The 25,343-nt window shown below is 72.4% G+C and carries 21 protein-coding genes; 8 read left to right on the forward strand and 13 right to left on the reverse strand.

The features are described 5' to 3' along the window. The first annotated feature begins 238 nt into the window (after positions 1 to 238). The 5 genes from EJK16_RS09775 (at position 239) to EJK16_RS09795 (ending at position 5,478) form a co-directional block, all read left to right on the forward strand. Positions 239 to 1,297 (forward strand): ABC transporter permease, encoded by a 1,059-nt coding sequence (locus EJK16_RS09775; protein ID WP_127128771.1) that lies wholly within the window; start codon positions 239 to 241, stop codon positions 1,295 to 1,297. 90 nt (positions 1,298 to 1,387) lie between these two features. Beyond that, entirely contained in the window at positions 1,388 to 2,518 is a 1,131-nt protein-coding gene (locus EJK16_RS09780) for a sugar ABC transporter substrate-binding protein (RefSeq protein ID WP_127128773.1), read from the forward strand. 48 nt (positions 2,519 to 2,566) lie between these two features. Further along, positions 2,567 to 4,114 (forward strand): sugar ABC transporter ATP-binding protein, encoded by a 1,548-nt coding sequence (locus tag EJK16_RS09785; RefSeq protein ID WP_127128775.1) that lies wholly within the window; start codon positions 2,567 to 2,569, stop codon positions 4,112 to 4,114. A gap of 3 nt (positions 4,115 to 4,117) precedes the next feature. Further along, positions 4,118 to 4,879: an SDR family NAD(P)-dependent oxidoreductase gene (locus EJK16_RS09790; RefSeq protein WP_127128777.1), complete on the forward strand. Its 762-nt coding sequence runs from the start codon at positions 4,118 to 4,120 to the stop codon at positions 4,877 to 4,879. 248 nt (positions 4,880 to 5,127) lie between these two features. After that, positions 5,128 to 5,478: a WhiB family transcriptional regulator gene (locus EJK16_RS09795; RefSeq protein WP_370276004.1), complete on the forward strand. Its 351-nt coding sequence runs from the start codon at positions 5,128 to 5,130 to the stop codon at positions 5,476 to 5,478. A 299-nt stretch (positions 5,479 to 5,777) separates the two neighbouring features. On the opposite strand, the gene EJK16_RS09800 is transcribed toward EJK16_RS09795, so the two are convergent. From EJK16_RS09800 to EJK16_RS09855, 12 genes are all read right to left on the reverse strand, one after another. Beyond that, positions 5,778 to 6,740 (reverse strand): carbohydrate kinase family protein, encoded by a 963-nt coding sequence (locus tag EJK16_RS09800; protein WP_164737266.1) that lies wholly within the window; start codon positions 6,738 to 6,740, stop codon positions 5,778 to 5,780. After that, entirely contained in the window at positions 6,721 to 7,650 is a 930-nt protein-coding gene (locus EJK16_RS09805; protein ID WP_127128783.1) for a pseudouridine-5'-phosphate glycosidase, read from the reverse strand. Before EJK16_RS09805 ends, EJK16_RS09800 begins: the two co-directional genes overlap by 20 nt. Positions 7,651 to 7,805: 155 nt before the next feature. Continuing rightward, positions 7,806 to 8,978, reverse strand: coding sequence for a sugar MFS transporter (locus EJK16_RS09810; protein WP_127128785.1), 1,173 nt, complete (start codon positions 8,976 to 8,978; stop codon positions 7,806 to 7,808). A gap of 98 nt (positions 8,979 to 9,076) precedes the next feature. After that, on the reverse strand, positions 9,077 to 9,886 hold the full coding sequence (locus tag EJK16_RS09815; RefSeq protein ID WP_127128787.1) for an SDR family oxidoreductase: 810 nt from the start codon (positions 9,884 to 9,886) through the stop codon (positions 9,077 to 9,079). Beyond that, positions 9,883 to 10,905 carry a nucleoside hydrolase gene (locus tag EJK16_RS09820; protein WP_127128789.1) on the reverse strand — a complete coding sequence of 341 codons (1,023 nt, stop codon included), beginning with the start codon at positions 10,903 to 10,905 and terminating at the stop codon, positions 9,883 to 9,885. Before EJK16_RS09820 ends, EJK16_RS09815 begins: the two co-directional genes overlap by 4 nt. Continuing rightward, on the reverse strand, positions 10,898 to 11,845 hold the full coding sequence (locus EJK16_RS09825; RefSeq protein ID WP_164737267.1) for a nucleoside hydrolase: 948 nt from the start codon (positions 11,843 to 11,845) through the stop codon (positions 10,898 to 10,900). The genes EJK16_RS09820 and EJK16_RS09825 overlap by 8 nt, the downstream gene beginning before the upstream one ends. A gap of 14 nt (positions 11,846 to 11,859) precedes the next feature. Beyond that, positions 11,860 to 12,798 carry a nucleoside hydrolase gene (locus tag EJK16_RS09830; protein ID WP_205739694.1) on the reverse strand — a complete coding sequence of 313 codons (939 nt, stop codon included), beginning with the start codon at positions 12,796 to 12,798 and terminating at the stop codon, positions 11,860 to 11,862. Then, positions 12,798 to 13,742 (reverse strand): nucleoside hydrolase, encoded by a 945-nt coding sequence (locus EJK16_RS09835; RefSeq protein WP_127128793.1) that lies wholly within the window; start codon positions 13,740 to 13,742, stop codon positions 12,798 to 12,800. Before EJK16_RS09835 ends, EJK16_RS09830 begins: the two co-directional genes overlap by 1 nt. A 13-nt stretch (positions 13,743 to 13,755) precedes the next feature. Next, positions 13,756 to 14,697: an ABC transporter permease gene (locus EJK16_RS09840; protein WP_127128795.1), complete on the reverse strand. Its 942-nt coding sequence runs from the start codon at positions 14,695 to 14,697 to the stop codon at positions 13,756 to 13,758. Further along, a complete protein-coding gene (locus EJK16_RS09845) occupies positions 14,697 to 17,753 on the reverse strand; it encodes an ATP-binding cassette domain-containing protein (protein ID WP_127128797.1) in 3,057 nt (1,018 codons plus the stop codon). The genes EJK16_RS09840 and EJK16_RS09845 overlap by 1 nt, the downstream gene beginning before the upstream one ends. Positions 17,754 to 17,865: 112 nt before the next feature. Continuing rightward, positions 17,866 to 18,909 carry a BMP family protein gene (locus tag EJK16_RS09850; RefSeq protein ID WP_127128799.1) on the reverse strand — a complete coding sequence of 348 codons (1,044 nt, stop codon included), beginning with the start codon at positions 18,907 to 18,909 and terminating at the stop codon, positions 17,866 to 17,868. Between the two features lie 97 nt (positions 18,910 to 19,006). Beyond that, on the reverse strand, positions 19,007 to 19,981 hold the full coding sequence (locus EJK16_RS09855) for a ribokinase (RefSeq protein ID WP_127128801.1): 975 nt from the start codon (positions 19,979 to 19,981) through the stop codon (positions 19,007 to 19,009). A gap of 286 nt (positions 19,982 to 20,267) precedes the next feature. Here EJK16_RS09855 and EJK16_RS09860 point away from each other — a divergent pair, with 286 nt between their 5' ends. Beyond that, positions 20,268 to 21,272: a LacI family DNA-binding transcriptional regulator gene (locus EJK16_RS09860; RefSeq protein ID WP_164737268.1), complete on the forward strand. Its 1,005-nt coding sequence runs from the start codon at positions 20,268 to 20,270 to the stop codon at positions 21,270 to 21,272. Between the two features lie 53 nt (positions 21,273 to 21,325). On the opposite strand, the gene EJK16_RS09865 is transcribed toward EJK16_RS09860, so the two are convergent. Beyond that, complete coding sequence (locus EJK16_RS09865) at positions 21,326 to 23,461, reverse strand: DEAD/DEAH box helicase (protein ID WP_127128805.1); 2,136 nt, start codon at positions 23,459 to 23,461, stop codon at positions 21,326 to 21,328. Between the two features lie 423 nt (positions 23,462 to 23,884). Between EJK16_RS09865 and EJK16_RS09870 the strand changes: the two genes are divergently transcribed. Together EJK16_RS09870 and EJK16_RS09875 are read left to right on the forward strand one after the other, a co-directional pair. After that, on the forward strand, positions 23,885 to 24,406 hold the full coding sequence (locus EJK16_RS09870) for a pyridoxamine 5'-phosphate oxidase family protein (RefSeq protein ID WP_127128807.1): 522 nt from the start codon (positions 23,885 to 23,887) through the stop codon (positions 24,404 to 24,406). 77 nt (positions 24,407 to 24,483) lie between these two features. Beyond that, a complete protein-coding gene (locus tag EJK16_RS09875; protein WP_127128809.1) occupies positions 24,484 to 25,212 on the forward strand; it encodes an SDR family NAD(P)-dependent oxidoreductase in 729 nt (242 codons plus the stop codon). Positions 25,213 to 25,343 lie beyond the last annotated feature (131 nt).

Consider the following 25,343-nt stretch of genomic DNA (forward strand, 5'->3'; position numbering starts at 1 on the left):
ACGGAGGTAGCCGCGTCGCGGCGAGTGTCCGGATCGGGCTGGTCCGATGTCCGGATCGGGCTGGGCAGATGTCCGGATCAGGAAATACCGGCGGCGCAGGACCGCCTTCCTTGCACCTGCGCGCCACGTCACTTGCTCAGATGTGCCATCGAGGGTTCGGGCATTACACCCTGTGCCACAGTTCCGCGAACGACATTCGCGTCCCCCGATCACCGTCGATCTTCTCTGCGAGGTTCCCATGACCCTGACGTCCGACCGCACTGCGAGCCCGGAGCCGAAGGTTTCGCGCAGGCAGCCCGAGGCGCAGCCCGGCAACGTCACCCTCGTGAACCGGATCCTCCATGCCCGCGCCTTCAGCGTCGTCGCCGCCACGGTCGCGCTGGCAGTGGCCATCGCGGTGTTCAACCCCCGGTTCCTGCAGGTCGGGCAGCTGCTCGACGTCCTGCAGTCCTCCACCTACATCGCGCTCCTCGCGGGCGGCGCCGCCTACCTCCTCGCCATGCGGGAGATCGACCTCTCGAGCGGTTCGATGTTCGCGCTCACGCTCATCGCGGTGGCGCTGCTCATCCAGGCGGGGGTGAACCCGTGGATCGCCGGGGTGCTCGGTGTCGTCCTGGGCGCCGTGCTGGGCGCCGTCAACGCCGCGGCCGTCAACCTTCTCGGCATCCCGACGATCGTGGCCACGCTGGCGACGATGTCCGTGTTCCGCGGCCTCGGGGTCGGGATCACGGGCGGCACGCAGGTCACCGGGCTGCCGGTGGACCACGCGTTCTTCACCGTGCTCGGCGGCAAGATCGCCGGCATCCCGGTGAGCATCGGCGTCGTCGCCGTGGTCCTGGTGATCATGGCGATCGCGCTGCACCACACGCCGTTCGGCTACCGCATCCTCGCCGTGGGGTCCAACCCCGAGGCCGCCGAGTTCTCCGGGATCTCGGTCCGACGGGTACGGACGGCCGGCCTGGTCATCATGGGCGCCCTGGCGGGTCTCGGCGGGGTGCTCGGCCTCGCCTACTTCACGTCCGGCGACCCCAACATCGGCACCGGGTTCGAGCTGCAGGCCATCGCCGCGGCCATCATCGGCGGTACGGCCCTCCGCGGCGGCACCGCGACGATCCTCGGCGCGGCCGTCGGTGTGATCCTGCTCAATGTCGTCTCCGCCGGCCTGACGTACTTCGGGATCCCCGCGAACTGGAGCGCCTTCGCCACGGGCTCGGCGATCCTGCTCGCCGTCGGGCTCGACAGCCTGGCGCGACGGCGCCGCACGGCGCGACCGAAGTCGTTGACCACCAACCCCTGACCACACCTCGACCGCACGCCCGACCAACCCGGATCCGTAGCCAACAGGCTCGGACCGCGCGCCTCACCCGTAGATTTCAAGGAGGAAATCATGACCGTCCCGTCCATCGCTCGTCACCTTCCCGCCCGTCCGGCCACCGTCGCCGCCCTTCTCGCCGTTGGTGCGCTCGTGCTCAGCGCCTGCAGCGACAGCTCCTCCACCGCCGACGCCGCAACGACCGCGGCCGCCGGAGACGGCGGCGCAGCGAGCTGCGAGGGCGCCGACCGGCAGCTCGAGCTGGCGTTCGTCTACGCCACCACAGGCCTGTCGGCGTTCCAGGAGATGGCGATGGGCGCCCAGGCCGCGGCCGATGATGACGGCAACGTCAAGCTCACCCTCTCGGCCCCCACGGCCGTCGACGGGCCGGAGCAGGTCAGCCTCTTCCAGTCCGCGGTCCGCGTGGCCGGCGACGGCGTCGCCTACCAGTCGCTCTTCCCCGACCTGATGGTCCGCCCCCTCAACGACGCGGTCAGCCAGGACATCCCGGTCGTGGCGGTCGACGCCGCGCCGCCCGCCGGGACCGAGGTGACGACCTTCGTGGGGAACAGCAACTTCGACCTGGGTGTGGCGCTCGGCGAGGCGTTCGTGGCGCAGGACCCGGCCGAGGGCGGCACCGTGGTGCTCGGCAACGCGATCCCGTCGCTGCCGCTGCTGGGCCAGCGACTCGACGGCCTCCAGAGCGTCATCGCGGAGCAGCGGTCCGACCTGACCGTGGTCGGACCGCTCGACAGCAAGTCCGAACCCACCGAGAACCTCAACACCTGGCGCAACATCATCCAGTCGAACCCCGACGCGGTCGCCTACCTGGGCGTCGGTGACCAGGACGGCGTCTCCCTCCCGCTGCTGAAGCAGCAGCTCGGCAAGGACTACCTGGCCGGGTCGGCGGACATCTCGCCGGACGCCCTGGCCGCCGTGGAGGACGGTCGCCTGTTCGCCCTCTCCTCGCCCGAGCACTGGCTCAAGGGCTACATCGCCATCCAGCTCCTGATCGACGCCCAGCGCGCGTGCGAGCCGCTGGTCGAGGGCTGGTGGAACTCGGGCAGCCTGCTCATCGACTCGAGCAACGTGGGCGACGTCATCGAGCGTCAGGCCGACGAGGAGACGCGCAAGGAGTGGTTCGCACCGGTCATCGCCGAGCAGCTGGCCACGCCGCCCCTGTCGTCGATGGACAAGGCCGAGTAACCGACCCGCAGGTCGACCAGCAGAACGTCTGACGAGAAGGGCAAGGAATTGGCACTCCTGGAGGCACGGGGCATCCGAAAGGCTTATGGCGCGACGCTGGCGCTGGGCGGGTGCGACCTGACGGTCGAGGCCGGCTCGGTGCATGCGCTGCTCGGCGAGAACGGGGCCGGGAAGTCCACGCTCGTGAAGATCTTGACGGGCGCCGTCCGGCCGGACGAGGGCACGATCGCTCTCGACGGGCGCCCCGTGCACTTCCGCGACACCGGCGACGCGGCCCGTCACGGCGTCGCGGTAGTCTCCCAGGAGCTCAGCCTGTTCCCGGACCTGGACGTTCTAGCCAACCTGTTCCTGGGCCGTGAGCACCTGCGCGGCCCGTTCTTCGACCGGTCCGCGATGGAGAAGCTGGCCGCGCCCGTCCTGGAGCAGCTCCACCTCGACGTCTCGCCGCGTACGCCGCTGGGGAAGCTGCCCCTCGCGGACCGGCAGATGGTGGAGATCGCCAAGGCGCTCCTCGTCGACCCCCGGGTGCTCATCCTCGACGAACCGACGTCCGCGCTCGACGACGAGGGCTCGAAGCGGCTCCTGCAGGTCCTCGCGGTCCTCCGTGAACGCCGGGTGGGGGTGGTCTTCGTCTCCCACATCCTCGAAGAGGTGATGAGCCTCAGCGACCGGATCACCGTGCTGCGGGACGGGCAGGTCGCCATGGCCGGGGTGGAGCGGGCCGACGTCACGCTGGACGACGTCGTCTCCGCGATGCTCGGTCAGCCGGTGCGGACCGAGGAGGGGCGCGGCGCCGTCGAGCAGGCGACGGTCGCGCCACCCGGCGGCCGGGCCACCCTGGAGGTCCGCGGCCTGGTCGTCCCGGGCGAGCTCGACGGCGTCGACCTCACCGCCCGGACCGGGGAGATCGTCGGGCTCGCCGGGGTGGCCGGGGCCGGGCACCGGACGCTCCTGGAGGTCCTCGGCGGGCGGCGCCGCTCGACCGCCGGCGCCATCACCCTGCCGGGCGGCGAGGGCAAGCCGGGGCGGCATCCCACCAACCAGCATCGTGCCGTCCGCGCCGGTGTCGGCATCGTCTCGGGCGACCGTGCCGTCGGGGTCATGACCGAGAAGCCGATCTGGGAGAACGGTGCGCACGTGCGGTCGATCGCGCTGGGGCGCGACGGCAGCTGGCTGCGCAAGAACGTCATGCGCGACCGAATGCGCCGACGCCGTGACGAGTACGGCATCAAGACAGACGACGTGAACAAGGAGGTGGGCAGCCTCTCGGGCGGCAACCAGCAGAAGGTCGCGCTCGCCAAGTGGCTCGAGGCCTCCCCCGGGACGCTCCTGCTCGACGATCCCACCCGCGGCGTCGATGTCGGGTCCAAGGCGGAGCTGCACCGCCTCATCCGCACGTTCTCGACCGGGTCCGTCGTGCTGCTCTGCTCGACGGACCTGGACGAGCTGGTCGACCTGTGCGACCGCGTGCTGGTCTTCCGGCGCGGAAGGATCACGGCGGAGCTCGCCGGCGAGACGTTGACCCGACACACCCTCCTGACCGAGATCAACACCTCGGAGCAGGCTCAGACCCTGCCCGAGACGGCGAAAGGCTGACCCGTGCCACCACTGCTCGACTTCACGGACAAGGTCGTCCTCATCACCGGGGCGGCCACCGGGATGGGGCGGGCCACCGCCCTCAAGTTCGGCGCCCAGGGCGCGCGGGTCGTCGTCGGAGATCGCGATGCCCGCGGCGCGGAGACCGTCCAGCTCATCGAGGAGGCCGGGGGGACCGGGCTGTTCGTGGAGGCCGACGTGACCGAGGAGGACTCTGTCGCCGCTCTTGTCGACGCGGCGACAGACACGTACGGGCGGCTGGACGCCGCCTGGAACAACGCGGGCGTCCTGCCGGCCACGAAGCCGCTGGCCGAGATGACCCTCGACGACTGGCACCGCACCATAGCCGTGGACCTCACCGGCGTGTTCCTCAGCCTCAAGTACGAGATCGCCTACATGGCCGAGCACGGCGGTGGGTCGATCATCAACACCGCCTCCGTCGCCGGTGTGATCGCCGACCCCGGCATGGCGCCGTACGTCGCCGCCAAGCACGGCGTCATCGGTCTGACGAGGGCGGCCGCGGTGGATTACGCCCGGCAGGGCATCCGCGTCAACGCCGTCGCCCCCGGGCTGGTGAACACACCCCTGACGCAGCGCTGGCTCGACGACCCGGAGATGCGCGAGACGGTCGTCGCGGGCTCGCAGATGCGCCGGGCGGCGGACCCGTCGGAGATCGCGGGCATCGTGCTCTACCTGGCCTCCGACCTGGCCACCTTCGCGACCGGCGGGGTCTTCACCGTCGACGGCGGGCAGACCGCTCACTGAGCGGCGCCCAGCACCGCCGACCGGGAGTCGGTGGTGCCAGACCTGGGCTGGTCCCTCCGACGCGTTCCTTCCTCCTTTTCGCCGGATTTGTTCCGCGACCGACCTTCTCACCCTCGCTAACCCCACCTCACCCCCGCGGGTGAAGTTTTCGCTTCGAGTGCTCCGAATCCTTTCGACCGCATTAGCGTGTTGGTTTACCGGTATTCGGTGAGAGTTCAGCACGAGACGCGGAGAGCACGATGTCATCCATGCAAGACACCACGTGGGCGTCGCAGGCCGCGTGCGCAACACAGGAACCTGACCTGCTGTTCGTGCGCGGGGCCGCCCAGCGCCCGGCACGCGAGCTCTGCTTCAGCTGCCGCGTGAGGACGGAGTGCCTCGCCGACGCCCTGGACTCCCGGACGGAGTTCGGGGTGTGGGGCGGCCTCACCGAGCGTGAGCGCCGCCTGCTCCTGCGCCGCTTCCCCGATGTGGACAGCTGGAGCCGCCGCCTGCAGCAGGACGACGACGAGCTCGTCGCGGACCTCACGGCTCGCCGGCCGCCGCACTTCACGGCCGCACGGAAGGCTCCGGTGCCGTCCGCGGCCGCGTCGAGGTAGGCGTCGAGCGCGTCGCCGCGATGTACGGCGAGGAGTAGTCGGACTTTCACGTCGTCCTGGGCGCACATAATTTACATACGCGTGCGACCAATACTGCCCAAGCCGTTAGCGTCCACTCACCTGTTCATCGAGGCAGCCTTTCCTCCCCGGTGGCGTGCACACATCTCGCCGAACTCGCGGCCCCGGGCTCTGACGCGCCTGCTCAACCGATCGACCGGCCCGTTGGGGCGCCTACCTCTCGCGCTGATCCGGGTCGCACCGCGAGGGGCGCTACGGCCCGGCGACGTCCATGGGCACGGTCATGAGGTCGCCGGGCTCGGCCCAGGGGCCCGGCCGCCGGCCCCGTCGTCGGGCAGCGGCCGCGCCCCCATGCGCGCGACTGCGGACCGGGCGACCCGCGCGCCGGCGCCGGCGGCGGCCACCGGGTCCGCGTCGTCGAGCCAGCGGTCGAGGAAGCCGGCGCAGAAGGCGTCCCCGGCGCCGGTGGTGTCCACGGGCCGGACCCGCTCGGCGGGCACGAGCACCGGCGACCGCCCGCCGTGGGCGACGACGCACCCGTCGCCGTCGAGGGTGACCACGACGGTGCCGTAGTGGGTGGCGAGCCTCTCCGCGGCCAGCAGCGGGTCCGCCGTCCCGGCCAGCACCGCGGCCTCGTCCCGGTTGGGGAAGACCAGGTCCGCGCCCGCAGTCCAGGCCAGGAACCGGTCCGGGCCGACCTCCTCGAGGAAGGCCGACGAGCTCGGGTCGATGGAGACGGGGGTGCCCGCCCGCCGGGCCCGGGCCAGCAGGGTGCGAGCCGTGGCCCGCACGCCATCCTCGAAGAAGGAGTACCCGCTGAGGTGCAGGGCGGCGGCGCGGTGCAGCAGCGCCGCCGGGACGTCCTCGACGGCGAGGCGGAGGTTGGCGCCCCGGTCGGTGAGCATGGTGCGCCCACCCCCGGCGTCGACGAGGACGACGATCGTGCCGGTCTCCAGCTCGGGGTCGACGACCAGGTGCGCCTCGACCCCGAAGCGCGCGAAGAACGACGCGTGGTAGCCCTGGTCCCCCGTCCCTACCCGGCCGACGAACGTGACCTCCCGCCCCAGGGAGCCGAGCCAGCAGGCGAGGTTGGCGGCGGAGCCGCCCGGCCGGCGCACGATCTGCGCGCGGGTGTCCGAGTCCGCAGTGATCTCGCCCATGGGCCGCACCAGGACGTCGTTGATGACGTCCCCGACCACGAGCACCGGGCGGCGCGCCGGGCGGTCAGCCGACGCGGGCGGCACGGCCGGCCCAGGCGGTGGCGATCTGGCCACCGAGGACGATGTTGTTGGACGCGATGTCGATGTTGACCTCCAGGCTCGCGCCGGCGGTGTGCTGCTGGAAGTACGCCAGCAGGAAGGGCGTGACGTCCTTGCCGCTGATCCGCTGCGCGTCGGCCCGAGCCAGCGCCTCGGCCAGGACCCGGTCGTGCAGGGCGGGGTCGAGCTGCTTGTCCACGGGCAGCGGGTTGGCGACCAGGACCGCGCGGCGCAGCTCGAGGGCGTCCTGGGCGGCCATGACCTCCACCACCTCGTCGGGCGCCTCCACGCGCCAGTCCACCCCCAGGCCCGAGTCGGCGAGGTAGAACCCGGGGTAGCGGTTGGTGCGGTAGCCCAGGACGGTGATGTTCAGGGTCTCGAGGCGTTCGAGGGTCGCGGGGACGTCCAGGATCGACTTCGCGCCCGCCGAGACGACCGTGACGGGCAGCCCGGCCAGCGCGACGAGGTCGGCGGACTCGTCGAAGGACTGGGCGGCGCCGCGGTGGACGCCGCCGAGCCCGCCGGTGGAGAAGACGCGGATCCCGGCGCGGTGGGCCAGCAGCGCGGTCGCGGCGACCGTGGTCGCTCCGGTGGCCTCGCGGACCATGGCCGGGGCGAGGTCGCGGGCGGAGACCTTGACGACGGCGGTGTCCTCGGCGATCCGGGCCAGCTGGGCGTCGTCCAGGCCCACCCGGGGCACGCCGTCGATGACGGCGATGGTGGCCGGGGTGACGCCGGCCTCGGTCAGCAGCCGCTCGAAGAGGCGGGCGGCGTCGAGGTTGCGCGGGCGGGGGAAGCCGTGGGAGATGATCGTCGACTCGAGCGCGACGACTGGACGCCCCTCGGCCAACGCGTCGGCGACGGCGTCGGACAGGGTGATGGGAGGCTGGGTCATCGAGGGTCTCCTTGCTGGTGGGGTAGGACGAGGTCGCGACCGGGGCGGCCGGGGCGGGAGGGAGGCGCGGCGTCGGCGGCCGAAGCGCGCCACTTCAGCCTCGGTTTTGTGGCCCGAGGTAGAGGAGGTGCGGCGAGATCGAAGGTTTAGATGTCCTAGCTCGCCGCAACTCTTCTACCTCGCTGATCAGGAGGCGCGCCTGAGGGACGCGCGGGGCCCGCGACGGCGATCGCGGCGATCGCCAGGACGGCGACGACAGGGACGGCGGCATAGGCGCGGGCCAGGCCCACCGCGTCCGCCAGAGCACCGAGCGCGACCGGGGAGAGGATCGTCATCGTGCCCGCCAGGAGGCTGGCGCGCGCGACGACACGGTCGGCGCCGGTCGGGTCGCTGCTGACGACGAACGCGATCGAGGCCGGGTAGAGGTTGGCGGCGCCGAGCCCGGCGGCCGCGGCGGCGACGAACGCGGCCCAGGTCCCCGACGCGGTGGTGAGCAGGGCGAACGCGAGCAGGGTGGTCGCCAGGGAGAGGACGAGGAGTCGGTGCGCGCCGAGCCGGAGGATGACGCGGCTGCCCAGGACGCGGCCAAGGAGGACCACGGCCCACATGATCGAGACCGCCACCGCCGCCGTGTGCCTCGCGAGGCCGCCGGCGTCGGTGAGGTAGGTCGCCACCCAGAACAGGTAGGACCACTCCACCATCACGCTCAGGCCCATGACCACCACCGCCATGCGAGGTCGGCGCATCCCGCCGCCCGCGGCCGCGACGGAGGCCGCCGGGCCGTCGGCGTCGATCCGGCGGGCGGCCCGCAGGATCAGGGGCACGACGACGGCGAGCAGCAGGAGGGTCTGCAGGCCCGCGTAGCCGCGCCAGCCCAGGGGCGAGACGACGACCACCGGCAGCACCGCGGACGCGAGAACCGCGCCGACGCTGTACGCGACGTTGAACTCCCCGATCATCCGGCCCGAGCGTGGCCCGTGCAGCACCACCATGAGGGCCTGGCCGGTGATGAGCGAGGCGCCCATCCCGGCGCCGACGAGGGTCATGCCCGCGATCGTCATCGTCGGGTTCGTGGCCAGCGCGACCGCGAGCGCGCCGCCGGCCCCCAGGGAGGCGGCGAGCACGAGCACGCGGGTGCGGCCAAGGCGGCGACGCAGGGTCTCGCTCAGCAGGGAGACGACGAGGCCGCCGGCCGCCAGCGCGGTGATGTGCAGGCTCTCGACCGTGTGGCTCATGGACAGCTCGGCGCGCAGGAACGGCAGGAGACCGCCGAGGCCGCCCTGCATCACGGCGTTGGACATGAGCAGCGCGAAGAGCGCCACCGTCATGGCGTCGTGAACCGGGGCGCCGCGCGTGGGGGCGCCGCGCGTGGAGGCGCCGCGCGTCGGAGCACCGCGCGTGGGGGCCCCGCGGGTGGGGCGAGCCACTACTGCAGCGTCGCGCCGGCGTCGAGCACGATCTGCGCCCCGGTCATGTACCGCGCCTCGGAGGAGCACAGCCAGCGCACCGCGTGGGCGACGTCGATCGGCTCCATCCGGTGGATGGGCAGCGGCAGCTCGAGGGTGCCGCCGACGCCCTCCGCGGTCTCCTGCCAGTGCTCCGCGGCCGGGTTCTGCGTCATCTCCGTGCCCGTGCCGCCCGGGTGGACGGCGTTGACGCGGATGCTGTCCCCCGCCAGCTCGAGCGCCAGGGACTTGAGCAGCCCGACGAGGCCGCTCTTGGCCGCGGCGTAGTGCCCGATGGTGGGCACGGGCTTGACCGCGGCGGTCGAGCCGATCAGCACGATGGAGCCGCCCCGGCCGCCCCCGAGGATGGCGGGGATCGCCGCGCGGCACGTGTTCCACGTGCCGGTGAGGACCACGTCGATCATCGTGTGCCACTGCTCCTCGGTGGCCTGCCAGGTGGTGGTCGGCCAGCTGGCGACGCCGGCGTTGGCGACGACGATGTCGAGCCCGCCGAACCGGGAGACGGCGGTCTCGACGGCGCGCACGAGGGCTGCGTGGTCGCGCACGTCGACGAAGGCGGTGGCCACCTCCGCCCCCGCGCCGCTGAGCTCGGCGGCCGTGGCCTCGAGGTCGGCGTTGGTGGCGGTGCCGTAGGTCAGGCCCTCGACCTGGTGGTCGAGGTCGGTGAGGACGACCTTGGCGCCCGCCTCGGCGAGCGCGAGGGCGGTGGCGCGGCCGATGCCGCGGGCGGCGCCGGTGACGAGGGCCACCTGTCCGGTGAGGTCGATCATGGCTGCTCCAGGTCGATGGCGGCGTCGCCGGCGCCGGCGATGAGGGCGACGACCGCGTCGCCGAAGGCGGGGTCGGACTCGAGGACGACGCGGCAGTGCGCGCCCTCCTGGGCGGGGAAGCCCATGTACATCCCGCGCAGGTCGCACACGGTCTGCCCGCGGGTGGGGCCCTCCCCCACCACCACGTGGGCGTTGACGGTGGGGGCGAGGGTGGGTTCGAGGGACCCGCAGGCCACGGCGACGGCGAGGGCGTCGTGCAGGCAGCTGCGGCGCTCACCGAAGGCCTCGCGGGCGAAGAAGTCGAAGTAGAAGTCGAGGATGCGGGAGGTGTACTGCCCGATGGTGCCGCCGGCGGCGAGGGTGGCGCGGTGGCTCTCGTCCAGGGTGGTGCGCATGGTCACGTCGAGGCCGACCATCGTCAGCGGCCAGTCGGCGTTGAAGACGGCGGCGGCGGCCTCGGGGTCGTGCCAGATGTTCGCCTCGGCCACCTCGGTGACGTTGCCGGGCGCGTTCGCTGCGCCGCCCATGATGGTGATGCCGCGGACCAGGGCGGGCAGCTCGGGGCACAGGCCCAGGGCGAGGGCCACGTTCGTCAGGGGCCCCACGGCGACGATCTCGACCTCGCCCGGGTGGGCCTTGGCGACGCTGACCATCTGCTCGGCGGCCGTCTCGGCCACTGCCCGCCCGACGGCGCGGCCGGTGCCGGCGTTGCCCTGCCCGTCGTCGCCGTGGACGTGGAACGCGTAGACGGGGTCGGTGCCGGCCGGCCACCCGGCCAGCGGCCCGGCCGCGCCGCGGGCGACGGGCACCTCCCCGCGCCCGGCGAGGTGGACGGTGTGCAGGCTGTTGCGGGTCGCGGTCTCGACGTCGACGTTGCCCCAGACCGAGCCGACCCCGAGGAGCTCGACGTCGGGGTGGAGCGCGGCGTAGAGGATGGCCATGGTGTCGTCGACGCCGGTGTCGCAGTCGAGCAGCATCTTGGTGGGCACGGTGGTCCTTTCGGGGAGGGTCTCAGCCACGGCCGTCGTCCAGCGCGGCGAGGCGGTCGACGAGGAGTCGGTTGAAGGCGGCCGCGTCGACCTCCAGGGCCACGTCGGCGTTGGGTTCGGCCCCGAGGATGGAGTCGAGGTCGACGACGGTCATGCCGCGGGTCAGCTCGCCGGCGCACTCGACGTCGACGAAGTGCGGCGTCGTCCTGACGAGCCGCGGGTCGATGACCGCGGCGACGGCGAGCGAGTCGTGCTGGGCGGTGGAGGTCGTCCCGTACCGCTGCAGGTGGTAGTCCGTGTAGAAGTCGACCGTCTGCAGCACCACGTCGGCGATGCGGCCGCCGCCGCGCAGGGGCTCCCAGTCCCCCGGTGAGGTCAGCGCCTGGTGCGTCACGTCCAGCCCCACCATGGTGATGGGGATGCCGGCGGCGAAGACGCGGGACGCGGCGTCGGGGTCGTACCAGATGTTGAACTCGGCGGTGGGCGTCATGTTGCCGAGCACGCGGGCGCCCCCGCCCATGAGGACGATCCGGTCGAGCTTCGCGGCCGTCCGGGGGAAGGCCGCGACCAGCACGGCGACGTTCGTCAGCGGGCCGAGGGCGATGAGCGTGACCGGGTCGGCGGATTCCTCGATGAGGTCGACCAGGAGCTCGACGGCGGAGCGGGAGTCCACGCTGCGGGGTGCCGGCTCCAGCCGGATCCCGCCCAGGCCCTCCTCGCCGTGGACCCCGGGGTCGGGCCTGGAGTCCCGGCGCACGAGCGGCACGTCGGCCCCGGCCGCGACCGGGATGTCGTCGCGGTCGATCAGGTGGAGCAGGCGCAGCGCGTTCTCCGTGGTGTGCGCCAGGCCGGTGTTGCCGCCGACGGTGGTCAGGCCCAGGACGTCGAGCTCGGGGCTGGCGAACGCCAGCATGATGGCGAGCGCGTCGTCGATGCCGGGGTCGGTGTCGATGATGACGGGAGTGGTCACGGTGCTCCTGGGGCTCAGGCGCCGAGGGCGGCGAGGAACTTGGCGTGGAAGGCGGGGATGTCGAGGGTGTCGACGATGCGGATGACGCCGGGGGCGCGCGGATCGGCCGGCGCCGGGTCGTACCCGCGCAGGTCGCCCACGAGCTGGCCCCGGGTCCGGGCGCCGCGCAGCTCGACGCTCGCCGCGACGAGCCGGTAGGTCGCCAGGTCCGGGTCGAGGGCGAGGGCCATGGCGAGGGGGTCGTGCAGGACGCAGGTGCGGGCCCCCAGGATCGGCTCGTACACGTCCAGGTAGTGCTGCATGAGGGACCACGCGAGTCGCGCGCGCGGGTCGGCGCTGGCGGCGATCCGCTCGATCGCCGGCGCGGGGAGTTGGGTCCGCATCGTGATCTCGAGCCCGACGAAGACGACGTCCCAGGGCGCGTCGATGACGAGCTGGGCGGCCTCGGGGTCGTGCCAGACGTTGGCCTCGCCGAGCTCGGAGGCGTTGCCGGGCACGCCGACGGCGCCGCCCATGACGACCACGCCCGCGAGGAGAGCGGGCAGCGCGGGCTCGAGCAGGAGGGCGAGGGCGACGTTGGTCAGCGGCCCGACGGCGACGAGGGTGAGCTCGCCGGGTCGGTCCCGGGCCAGGCGCACGATCTCCGCGGCGGCGAGGGTGCCGGCGGCTGCGCGCGTGGACGCCGCGATGCCGGTGTCGCCCAGCCCGTCCTGACCGTGGACGAGCTCGGCGGTGGCCAGCGGCTGGGCGATGGGCCGGGCGGCGCCCTGGTGGACGGGGACGTGGGTGAGGCCGAGCCGGTCCAGGATCGTCAGCGTGTTCCGGGTCCCGATCTCCACGGGCACGTTGCCGTGGGTGACCGTGCACGCGGTGAGGTCCGCGCCGTTGCCGGCCGCGTAGAGGATGGCGAGCGCGTCGTCGATGCCGGTGTCGCAGTCGAGGATGACGGCCATCAGGAGCGGCTCCCCGAGAGGGCGGCGATGGCGTCGACGGTCATGTCCCACAGCCGGGGCTTGTCCAGCTCGGTCGCGACCTGGGTGTTGTGCTCCTCGCCGTAGGCGTCCCCGAAGTCGGTGACCGTCATGCCGGTGGTCCACCTGCCGGCGAGCTCGACGGCGACGAACGCGTCGCGGGTGGTGAACACGGCCGGGTCGGCGAGCTTGGCGACGGTGCACAGGTCATGGACCGGAGGCGCGTCGAAGCCCTGGTGCTCGCGGTACGTCTTGGCGAAGAACCCGAGGATCTCGACGACGAACTCCGACAGCGGCGAGCCGATCGCCGCGATGCGGGCGATGACGTCGGCGTCCGCGGTGGCCTGGTGGGTCAGGTTGAGGCCCACCATGGTCACCGGCCAGGCACCGGCGAAGACCGCCTGGGCCGCCTCCGGGTCGGCGACGATGTTGAACTCGGCGGCCGGGGTGCGGTTGCCGCGGCCGGCCGAGCCGCCCATGAGGACGACCCGCTTGACGCGCTCGATGATCCGCGGCTCCTTGCTCATCGCGAGGGCGATGTTCGTCAGCGGGCCGGTCGGCACGAGGTTGATGGTGCCCGGCTCGCCCGCCATCACGATGTCGATGATGAGGTCGACGGCGTGGCAGGCCTCGGGCTCGCGCGCCGGGGCGGGCAGGACCGGGCCGTCCAGGCCGGACTCGCCGTGGATGTCCGGGGCGACCATCTGCGGGCGCACGAGCGGCGCGGCGGCGCCGGCGGCCACGGGCACGTCGATGCCGGCGACGGCGCACACGGCGAGCGCGTTGCGGGTGACCTTCTCGACGGTCTGGTTCCCGGCGCAGGTGGTGATGGCGACCAGGTCGATCCGCGGGTCCCCCGCCGCGAGGATCATGGCGAGGGCGTCGTCGTGCCCGGGGTCGCAGTCGAGGATGACGCGTTCGGTCATGGGTGCTCCTTGCTCAGGCGATCTGCGGCGTGGACGAGGGCACGGCGGCGGACCTGATCTTGCGGAACCGGATGCCGGCGAGGACCAGGGCCACGATCGTGATGATGTACGGCGTCATGAGGGCGAGGTTGGAGTTGAAGCCCGCGATGCCGAGCTGGTCCGCGACGGCGTCGGCCGCGCCGAAGATGAAGGCGGCGACCATGGTGCGCACCGGCCGGGCGAGCCCGAAGGTGAGGGCCGCGACGGCGATGAACCCGCGGCCCGACGTCATCCCGGCGGTGAAGGTGCCGAGGGTGGCCATGGCCAGCTGCGCGCCGGCCGCCCCGCAGAGCACACCGGAGATGAGGATCGACTGGAACTTCACCCTCTTCACGCTCAGGCCCGCGGCCTCGGCGGCGCCCTCGTCCTCGCCCACGGCGCGCAGGTGCACGCCGAAGCGGGTGCGGTAGAGGACGAAGGAGGCCAGCGGCACGCACAGGAACGCCACCCACACCAGCGCTGTCTGGTTGTCCAGGGCCGGGCCGAGGACGGGGATGGAGGCCAGCGGCCCGATGGGGATGCGGGGCAGGGCGATGCTCGAGGTGGACGGGGTCACGCCCGGGTTGCCGTACAGGACCTGCAGGAGGAACACTGACAGGCCGGCGGCGAGCAGGTTGACGCCGATGCCGACCACGATGAAGTCGGCCTTGAGGTTGAGCGTCGCCACGGCGTAGACGAGGGCGAGCGCCAGCCCGGCGACGATGGCGGCGAGGACGCCGACGAGCGCGCTGCCGCTTGCCGAGCCGACCGAGATCGCGGTGAAGGCGCCGATGAGCATCATGCCCTCGAGGCCGATGTTGAGGATGTTGCCCTGCTGGGTGAACGCGCCCCCGATGGCGGCGAGCAGGATCGGCGCGACCTTCATGAGCACCACGGCGAGCGTGGCGGCGGTGAAGAGCTGTCCCAGGACGTCCATCAGATCTCTCCCCTGCGGGTGGTGGCTGGCTTCTCGTCGGCACCTTCGGGCGCGGGGTCGGGCGACCCGGGCGGCGGGACGCCAGGGGCCTCCCGCCCGTCGGGCGGGGACGCCGGAGCGGGTTTGCCCGTCTGCGCCCCGGACGCCGCGGCCCCACCGGTTCCGCGTCGGCCCCGGACGAGGCCGAGCACCCGGCGGCGGGTGCGGCGGTCGATCACGAAGACCGCGGTGATCGTGAGGATGATCAGGCCCTGGAGCACGTTGACCAGCGGGAAGGGCACCGCGGTGTTGATCTGCATGGCGTTGGAGCCGGCCATCATGTTCGCGTAGAACGCCGCGGCGACGATCGCGGCCCAGGGGTTGAGCCGGGCGAGGAGCGCGACGGTGATGCCGAGGAACCCGTAGCCGGGCGAGAAGGTCTGCAGGAACCGGCCGCCGTTGGGGCCGAGCACGAAGATCGCGCCGGCGAGGCCGGAGAACGCCCCGGACAGCGCCATGACCTGCATGCTCATGGCCTTGGTGCTGACGCCGGTGTACTCGGCGAAGCGGTTCATCTCGCCGAGCTGACGCACCTTCAGGCCCCAGACGGAGCGGGTCAGGACGAGCCCGAGGACGACGACGGCGACGAGGGCGACGAGCAGGTCCGTCCCGATCCCCAGGGGCGGGCTGAAGATCGTGAACAGCGCCTGGGGGGCGATCTTCTCCGAGGCGGCCAGCCCTGCCGTCGGGTCCTGGAAGGGCCCGGTGACGAGGTAGGCGGTCAGGCGGATCGCGATGGAGCTCATCATCAGGGTCGTGACGATGATGTCCACCCGCCAGAACGCGAGCAGCGCGCCGGGGATCAGTCCCCAGATGAGGCCCCCCAGCATCCCGAAGACCAGCACGACCAGCGTGAGCAGAGGCCCGGGAAGGCTGGTGAACGTGAAGCCGGCCAGCGCGCCGGTGAAGGCGCCGATGTAGAGCTGCCCCTCACCACCGATGTTGAAGAACCCCGCCCGGAAGGAGATGATCACCGCCGCCGAGAGCACGACGAGCGGGATGAACTGGGCGACGAGGGCCCCGATCCCCTGCGGGGAACGGAAGCTGGAGAAGAAGAGCTCGCCGTAGGCCCTCAGCGGGCTCTCCCCCAGCGCGAGGATGATGACCGCCCCGACCAGGAGCGAGAACAGGATCGCGACGACCGGCTGGACGGAGGCATGGAGCAGGCGGTCCACGCCGAGCCGGAGACGTCGGCCGGTACCGTCCCCGCGCTCGGTGCCGACGGCGCCCTCCGTGCGGCCGGCGGCGTCGGTGTCCGTAGCGGCGGTGCCCGCGGCGGGCCGCGCGGCCGATGCCGCGGCCGGTGATGCCGCGGCGTGACGGCCCGCCGGCAGTTCGGCGGGCGACGACGCGGCCGGGGCAGTCCCGACGCCGTCAGCAAGTGACGTGTCACCGCGAGGACTTGACGTGTCACCGACAAGAAGGGACGTGTCACCCCCATCCTGGGCGGAGACGAGCGCGACGACCTCCTCGTGGGCGGCCACGGCCTCGGCGACCTTCTGCTCGCTGGGTCGGGTGCCCGCCATGGCGAGGCCGACGGCGGCCTCACTCATCGTCTCCTGGGTGAACTCCGCGACGATCTGCCCGCGGAACATCACGAGCAGCCGGTCGGACAGCGACATGACCTCGCCCAGGTCGGCGGAGATCAGCAGGACCCCGGCACCCTTGTCCCGGCGGACCACGACGGCGTTGTGGACGAACTCCATGGCGCCGACGTCGACGCCACGGGTGGGCTGGCTGACCATGAGCAGGTCGGGGTCGGTGGAGAACTCGCGGGCGATGACGACCTTCTGGACGTTGCCGCCCGAGAGGGTGCCGATGGGGGTGGCGGAGGACGCGCCGCGCACGTCGAACCGGGCGATGAGCTCGCGCGCGAAGGCGTGCATGCCGCGGTTGGAGATCCAGCCGTGGCGGGCGACCGGCGCGCGCAGGTGGGTCGGGGCGATGTTCTCGGCGACGCTCAGGGTCGGCCCGGACCCCACCTCCTGGCGGTCCTCGGGGATGTAGGCCAGCCCGGCGTGGCGACGCCGGGCGACGCTCGCCGTCGTGATGTCCGTCCCGCGCAGGCGCACCCGGCCGCCGTCGACAGGCTGCATGCCGGCGATCGCGGCGCTGAGCTCGGACTGCCCGTTGCCCTCGACCCCGGCGATGCCGACGATCTCGCCGGCACGCACGCTCAGGGAGAGGTTGTCGACCACGGTGACCCCGCGCCCGTCCACGACCCGGAGGTCCTCGACGGCCAAGACCTCCTCGCCGGGGGTGGCAGGGGTGTGGTCGATCCGCAGGAGGACCTCGCGCCCGACCATCATCTGGGCGATGTCGGCCTGGGAGAGCCCGGCCGCCGGGAGGGTGTCGATGGTCCGCCCGTCCCGGATGACGGTGACCTCGTCGGCGATCTGCAGGACCTCGCCGAGCTTGTGCGAGATGAACAGGACCGCGCAGCCCCTCTCCGCAAGGGAGCGGATGACGACGAAGAGCTCGTCCGTCTCCCCCGGGGTGAGCACGGCGGTGGGCTCGTCGAGGATCAGAAGCCGGGTGTCGTGGCTGAGCGCCTTGAGCACCTCCACGCGCTGACGCACGCCCACGGACAGGTCCGCGACCCGCGCCCGGGGGGCGATGTCGAGACCGAAGCGCTTGCCGAGCGCGGCGACCTGGGCCTCCATCGCGTCGGTGTCGAGCACGCCGGCGCGGGTGCGCAGCTCCCGGCCGAGGAAGACGTTCGCGGCCACGGTCAGCGAGGGCACGAGCTTGAAGTGCTGGTGCACCATCCCGATGCCGAGGCCGGAGGCGACCTGCGGGCTGGTGATGTCCACGGCCCTGCCGTCGAAGACGATCGTGCCGTCGTCGGGCCTCGCGGTGCCGGCGATCATGGTCATCAGCGTGGTCTTGCCCGCGCCGTTCTCCCCGACCAGCGCGTGCACGCGGCCGGGCTCGACGGTCAGGGACACGCGGTCGTTGGCGACCTTGGGTCCGAAGGACTTGGTGACACCACGAAGTTCCAGGAGGGGTGTGGCCATGAGAAGGGATCTCTCTTCGCTCGTGCCCGGGGTCGGCGGCCTTGGGGGTGCCGCCCGGCGGCCCGTCCACCGGCCCGCGCAGGGCCGGCGGACGGGATCCGCGTGGGGGGTGTCAGAGGGCGGTCGGGACCGTGATCTCGCCGTCGACGACCTTCTTGGCGTAGGCGTCGACCTCGGCCTGGATGTCGTCCGGGACGATGCCGCCGTTGTCGTCGAAGACCAGGCCGACGCCGTCGTTGGCGAGGCCGTAGGGCGTCGTCTCCCCGAACTTCAGCTCGCCCGCCGCCGCGGCGTCCACCGCGGACTTCAGGGACGCGCCGATGTTCTTGAGCATCGAGGCCAGGATGTAGCCCTCGTGCAGCCCGTTCTGGTTCGAGTCGACACCGATCGCGTAGTGCTGCGTGTCCTCGGCGGCCTTGAGGACGCCGATCCCGGCTCCGCCCGCGACCTGGAAGACGACGTCCGCGCCCTGGTCGTACATGACCTTGGCCTGGTCGAAGCCCTTGTTGGAGTCGACGAAGTCCCCGACGTAGGAGACGAGCACCTCGACGCTGGGGTCGACGGCCTCGACACCGGCCTTGAAGCCCTCGACGAAGTCGTTGATCACCGGGATGTCCATGCCGCCGACGAGCCCGACCTTCTTGCTGCCCGTCGCGTGCTCGAACTTGTCGGGGTTGGTGGTCACCTGCGCGGCGAGCACGCCGGCGAGGAAGGACCCCTCGTTCTGCGCGTAGGTGATGGAGGCGACGTTGGGCTGCTCGACCACGGAGTCGTAGAGGATGTAGCTCTGGTCCGGGTACTTCTGGGCCGCCTCGTCGAGGATGTCGACCATCTGCGAGGTCCCGGTGATCACGTAGTCCCAGTCCCCCGTGGACACCGACTCGAGGTTGGCCTTCCACTGCGCCGGGTTGTTCGCGTCCGCCTGGATGTTCTGGATCTTGCTGCCGGCCTTCTCCATCTCGGCCATGCCGCGGGCCGCGTCGTCGAAGAAGCCCTGGTCGCCGAGCGGCCCGTTGATGACGTTCGCGACCGAGGGGGCGCCCCCTTCGGCGCCGGTCCCGGCGCTCTCCTCGGGCTCGGCCGCGCCGCCGCCACACGCGGTGAGGGTGAGGGCCGTCGCGACGGCGGCCAGTCCGCCGATCAGTCGCTGCTTCATGGTGGTGCTCCTTTGCACTGGTGTACGGGGGTGGGAATGCTGTGAACAGGACGCTGCGGGCGTGGTGGGCCGATCGCTCGCGCAGGCCGCCGGGCCGCTAGCCGCGCCCGGGTCGCGGCGGGTCGAGGTCGGGTGTCGTGGGCACCCCCTTGCCACCGGACCGGTGGATCGCTGCCAGGACCTCGGCCCGTCCCGGCATACCGGTCGTGGCGCCGAGCGCCCCGACCGAGATGGACGCCGCGTGCACGGCCCAGTGGGTCGCGGCCGGGAGGTCCTCGCCGCGGCTCAGCGCATCGGCGAGCGCACCGATGAAGGTGTCGCCGGCACCCGTGGTGTCGATGACGCTGACCGCGGGTGCCGAGACACGGGTGAGGACCGACTCGTGGAGCACGATCGCCCCCCGCCCGCCGAGCGTGACGACGAGCGAGCACGGGAGCGAGAGGTGTGCGGGGACCTCGGGGGCACCGGTCGCGCCCACGAGGAGCGGCCGCCCTGTCACCGCCTCGTACTCGACCTCGTTGACGACGAGGACGTCGACGCGTTCCAGGAGCTCGGGGGGCAGCGCGCGCGCCGGGGCCGCGTTGAGCACGAAGACACCCGTGGTCCGCACCGCGGCCGCGAGGACCGCCTCCACCGGGATCTCCAGCTGGGCGACGACCACCTTGGCGCGACGCACCACCTCGCCGGCGCCCTCGATGTGCGCGGGTGCGAGGCGACCGTTCGCGCCGGGGACCACGACGATGGAGTTCTCCGCCGCCTCGTCGACGAGGACGATGGCGCGGCCGGTCGGTGCCGTGTCGTCGGTGCCGACCTGGCGCACGTCGACGCCCTCTCCCAGCAGGGAGGCCCGGACCGAGCGCCCTTCCGGGTCGGTCCCGGTGAGGCCGACGAACGCGACGGTCCGGCCCAGCCGCGCCGCCGCGATCGCCTGGTTGCTGCCCTTGCCGCCGGGGAACTCGCCGAACCCGACCGCCGAGACCGTCTCCCCGGGCAAGGGAAGGGACCGGACCGTCGCGACGAGGTCCACGTTCACGCTGCCGACCACGGCCACGTCCACACCACCGGGCTCCATCGCCAACCCCTGTCCACACCGACGGGTGAGAGATCGTTCTCTCGCGTTGCGCCTGATTAAAGGGGCGGGCCGGTCCGGTGTCAACCATTCGTGCGACTGACGGCAGATCGAGACTTAACGGTGACATGTCGCCATGTTCCCGGGACTGTGCGCGGTTATCGATGGACGGGCGTCCGCGGAGCCCGTGACGGCGTATGGTGAGACCCGTCACATCCACGCATGCCTCGACGATGAGGACAGGGCCAGACCGGAAATCCATTTCTCACCGAGGAGACACGTCGCTCCCATGGGCAACAAGGTCACCGTGCGGGACGTCGCCGCCGCCGCCGGCGTCTCCCCCGCCACGGCCTCGCGGGTGCTGTCCGGGTACCCGTCGGTCAACCCCGAGATGGCCCGGCGCGTGACCGAGGCCAGCACCCGGCTGGGCTACAGCGCCAACGTCTTTGCCCGGGCGCTGCGCACGCGCCGCACCGACACCGTCGGCATGGTCGTGCCGTCCATCGGCAACCCCTACTTCGTCGGCGCCGTCGAGGCAGTCGAGGGCGTTCTCTCCGGCTCCGGCCGGTCGCTGATCCTCTGCGACTCCCGGGACAGCGTCGCGACGGAGGCCGCCCGGGTCTCGCTGCTCCTCAACCGCATGGTGGACGGACTGGTCGTCATCCCGGTCTCGGCCGAGGAGTCGGCGCCGGCCCTCCGGGCCGCGGCGGCCCAGAGCCGTGTCGTCCAGCTCGACCGGATCGCGGAGGGGGCGAGGACGGACTTCGTGGGCGCGGACGACTACGACGGGGTCCACCAGTGCATCGACCATCTCCGGGACCGCGGGTGCCGCACCATCGCCTACATCGGCGCACGGCCGACCACGTCGACCGCCGCGCAGCGCCTGCGGGCGTTCGAGGAGCTCACGCGGGGCGACGGCGGCACAGACGCCCCGGTGTATCTCGGTGAGTTCAGTGCCGGCTGGGGCGCCGAGGCCGCGCGTCACCTGCTGGAGGCCGGGCCCCTGCCCGACGCCATCGTCTGCGGGGCGGACGTCATCGCCGTCTCCGTGCTCACCGCCCTGCGCGGCGCCGGTGTCGAGGTGCCCGTCCAGGTCAAGGTCGTCAGCTACGACGACTCCGGCCTCGGACTCCTGACCGTCCCGCGCCTGACCTCGGTCCGCCAGCCCCTGGACGTGATGGCACAGGAGGCGATCCGGCTCCTGGACACGCACCCCGAGGACGGGGCGTACCCACCGCGCAAGAGCATCTTCGCGCCCCAGCTCGTCATCCGGGACTCGACCGGGCTGACCTGACGGCGACGGCGCCTAGCTGGTGGCACCCGTCAGCGACATCTCGCAGATCGGTCCTAGGCGGGGACCCGCTCCGACAGCGCGTCCGTGAGGAGCGCGGCGAGCGCGTCCAGCTGCACGTCCGTCGAGGAGGACAACTCCTCGTCCGACCCGTCGAGCGCCCTGGCGGCGAGCCCGGCCTTACTGTCGATGAGCTCCGCGATCCGCGCGTCGAGGGTCTGCGCGGCGATGATCCGCCACGCCGTGACGGGCTCCGCCTGACCGATGCGGTGGATGCGGTCGATGGCCTGGGTCTGTTCCGCGTCGGTCCACGAGAGCTCCGCGAGCACCATGTTCGAGGCGACCTGCAGGTTGAGCCCCACCCCCGCGGCGCTCAGCGAGCACACCGCGACGGCGACGCCGGGGTCGTTCGTGAACGCGTCGATGTTCTTCTGCCGCGTGGACGCGGTCTGGTCGCCGCGGATCGACGCGAACCGGATCCCGCGCCGGGCGAACGTCTCCTCGGCGGCGTCCATGACGTCGACGTGCTTGGCGAAGAAGACGACCTTGCCGACGCTGCGCACGAGCTGCGCGGCGTAGTCGGCCGCGAGGCCTGCCTTCGCCTGGCCGATCCGTCGCATCATGGCGAACACGTTCTCGCCGGACGTCGCGGCGGCCTTGTCGGCCCGCTCTCCCCTGGCGACCTGGAGCACGAGGTCGTGGTCGATGCCCTCGACGACGGCGTGGCCGTGGCGCGCCTCGAGCGCCCTCTCGTAGCGCGCCACGAGGCGACGGGCGAGCGCCTGCTCGGCCGCGCGGATGGACCGCCCGGCCTCGTCGTCGAGCTCGACGGGCAGATCGGCGACGCGCCGGGCCGGGATGTCGGCGGCGACGTCGACCTTGCGGCGACGCACGATCCCGCGGTCGATCACGCAGGTGCGCGCCGCGGCGTAGAAGGCGTGGTCGGCGGGAGTCAGGCCGGTCTCCTCGAGGGCCTCCATCAGCTCGCCGAGCGGCTTCTTGTCGTCGATCCAGCCCAGGAACTGCCAGATGGCGTGGAAGTCCTCGATGTCGTTGATCAGCGGGGTGCCGGTCAGGGCCATCAGCAACGCGCTGCCCGTGCGCGCGCGGATGCGCTCGGAGATCTGCAGCACGTGCTGGGAGCGCTGCGACTTCTTGTTCTTGATGTAGTGCGCCTCGTCCACCACCATGCCGCGGAACCCGAGGTCGCCGAGCCAACCCACGTGCCGGTCGAGCACCTCGTAGTTGACGATGATGATGTCGGCGAAGCCGTCGACGGTGTCGCCGTCGCCGTGGACAACCGTCGCGCGACGGTTCGGCGTCCACAGACCGGCCTCGCGCGCCCAGTTGGTCTTGACGACGTTCGGCACGACGACGAGCAGCGGGTAGGCGTTCGCCGCCTCCGCGGAGAGCAGCGCCTGCGCCGTCTTGCCCAGGCCCGGCTCGTCGGCGAGCAGGAAGGTCCGGTGCCCCGCCGCGGCGGCAGCAACCACGCCGGCCTGGTGCGGCATCAGCTGGAGGTCGCTCGGCAGGCGGATCGAGGACGGCGCGGGCAGGTCCATGCAGGACGAGGCCCCCCCGAGCTCGAACGAGCGGAACAGGGGCCCGAGCAGCTCCCAGCCGGCCAGGCGGCGCGGCTGGGCGCGGCGCTTCGCGACGGAGGAGAAGTCCGGAGCGAGGAAGGGGTTGGCAAGCTGCCGCGACACCACCGACTGCGGCACGACCCGGCGGGGAGCCTGTGCGGACGCTTCGGGCGGCTCGGCCGGCGCGACCTCGTCGGGTCCCACCTCGACGCCGGCGTCATGCAGCAGCTCGCGCCGCAGTGACCTGGCGCTGTCCGAGACGACGGCGTCGTCGTCGAGGAGCGCCAGCAGGGACGTGTCTCGGGCCGCGGTCTTCGCGAGGATGACGGCGATGCCGTCGAGGCGCTTGAGCTGCTCGGCGCGCCGGGGTTCGCCGAGGGTGGTGTCCGCCCTCAGCCGGGCAACCTCCTCACGCACCAGCAAGGCGACGACCTGGAACTTCGTCCGGACCGAGGGCATGACGCGACCGCGCTGCACGGCTGCCTCGACCTCGCGCACGACCCGGGCGAGCACCGGCATGATGCCGTCCTCGTCGTGGTGCCGGGCCCGTCGCTGACTGCGTGGGGCGGTACGGCGCGCGCCCGACTGGCGCTGGGCTCCTCGAGCCACAAAGTCCTCCTCTAGCGTTTCCGACCGGTCACCATGGCGGGGACACCCGCACACAGCCCCGCGGTCGGGACGATGGACGTCGATCGAGGCGGCCGAGATGGACCGCCGCGACGTGAGCCGGCCTCGCGGATCTGCGGATCGACGCGTCGGACCCGAACGGCCCGACCACCATGGGACGCCCGACCCCTCGTACGAGGGCCGATCACCGACCTCGGCGCACGAGTCGTCGTCGCGAGCGGCTCGGCTGGGGGTCAGTGCAAGCCTCAGCATACCGCCTGCCTCCGGTGCACGGCACGGCGAGCTCGGTGATGTCTGCCCGCCGGGGGCCGATGAATCCTGCGACTCACCGGCGTCGTGGCCCATCCGGGGGCGGACGGTGGCAGTCTGGGCTCCGGTGCATGGCATACCCGAGGAGGTGGTCCCGTGACGCCGGACGACGTCGCCGCCCTCATGCAGGACCCGGTCGCGCAGCGACTGCTGAGCTCGGCGAACCCGGCCCGACTGGCCTATGTGGCGCGGGACGGTTCGCCGCGCGTGGTCCCCGTCGGGTTCGACTGGAACGGCACGACGATCGTGGTCGGCACGGTCCCGGGGTCGGCGAAGGTGGGCGCGCTCGAGGCCAATCCGGCCGTGGCGCTGACCATCGACACCAGCCCTCCGGCCTGGCCGCCGAACGTCCTGCTGATCCGCGGCACGGCGAGCGTGACCGTCGTCGACGGCGTCTTCCCGGAGTACGTCGCCGGCGCCAGGAAGCTGACGCCCGCCGACGAGTTCCCGAGCTGGGAGGCCGGTGTGCGTGCGCTCTACGACCAGATGGCGCGCATCGACATCACTCCGACGTGGGTCGCGATCCACGACTTCGAGACGCGTCTTCCTCACGCGGTCGAGGAGCTGGCTCGGTCGAGGTTCGGCCACCGCGGCGGGCGAGGCCGACAGCCCGAGTAGCTCACCGGGCGCCCTGGTTGGACCCGACCGCCGGTCCGCCGGACCGGGGTCATCATGGGGCCGGGAGGTGAGTGGGGTTGAGGATCTTCGTCACCGGCTCCGCGGACGGCCTGGGGAAGGCGACCGCGGACACGTTGCTCCGGGCGGGACACGAGGTGGTGGCGCACGCGCGCAGCACCGGGAGGCTCGCCGCGGTGCGTGACCTGACGGAGCGCGGCGCGACGGCGGTCGTCGGCGACCTGGCCGACGCCGACGAGGTCCGCGCCCTGGCCGAGCAGGCGAACCGGCTCGGCCCGCTGGACGCCGTCATCCACAACGCGGGGGTGTACGCCGGCCCACCCGTACTGCCCGTCAACGTCGTCGCCCCGTACCTGCTGACCGCGCTCATGGACCGACCGGGACGGCTGATCTACGTCAGCAGCGGCATGCACCAGGGCGGCCGCGCCCGGGTCGACGCCCTGGACTGGAGTGGTCGGCGCGCCACCGGTTCGTACTCGGACAGCAAGCTGTTCGTCACGACCCTGATGGCCGCGGTCGCGGCCCGGTGGCCCGGCACGCTGAGCAACGCCGTGGATCCCGGATGGGTCCCCACCCGGATGGGCGGCCCGGGCGCGCCGGACGACCTGCGGCTGGGGCACCTCACCCAGGAATGGCTGGCCACCAGCGACGACGACGACGCGCGCACCAGCGGCGGCTACTGGCACCACCAGCGTCGCCGCCAGCCGCACCCGTCGGTCCACGACCCACGCTTCCAGGACGAGCTGCTCGACGAGCTCGTCCGGTTCACCGGGGTCGGCCTCAGCTGACCCCGCCGAGCGTGAAGCGCACCGTGGCGACGACCATCCGTTGCCCGTCGTCCGTGCGGCAGTCGTGTCACACGACCCGGGCGTCACTTATGACATAGGCGACAAACCGTTCGACACCTCGTGCTCTGCCC

Origin of the sequence: Georgenia sp. SYP-B2076 (genome assembly GCF_003991205.1) — a bacterium.
In the GTDB taxonomy this organism is placed as follows: Bacteria; Actinomycetota; Actinomycetes; order Actinomycetales; family Actinomycetaceae; genus Georgenia.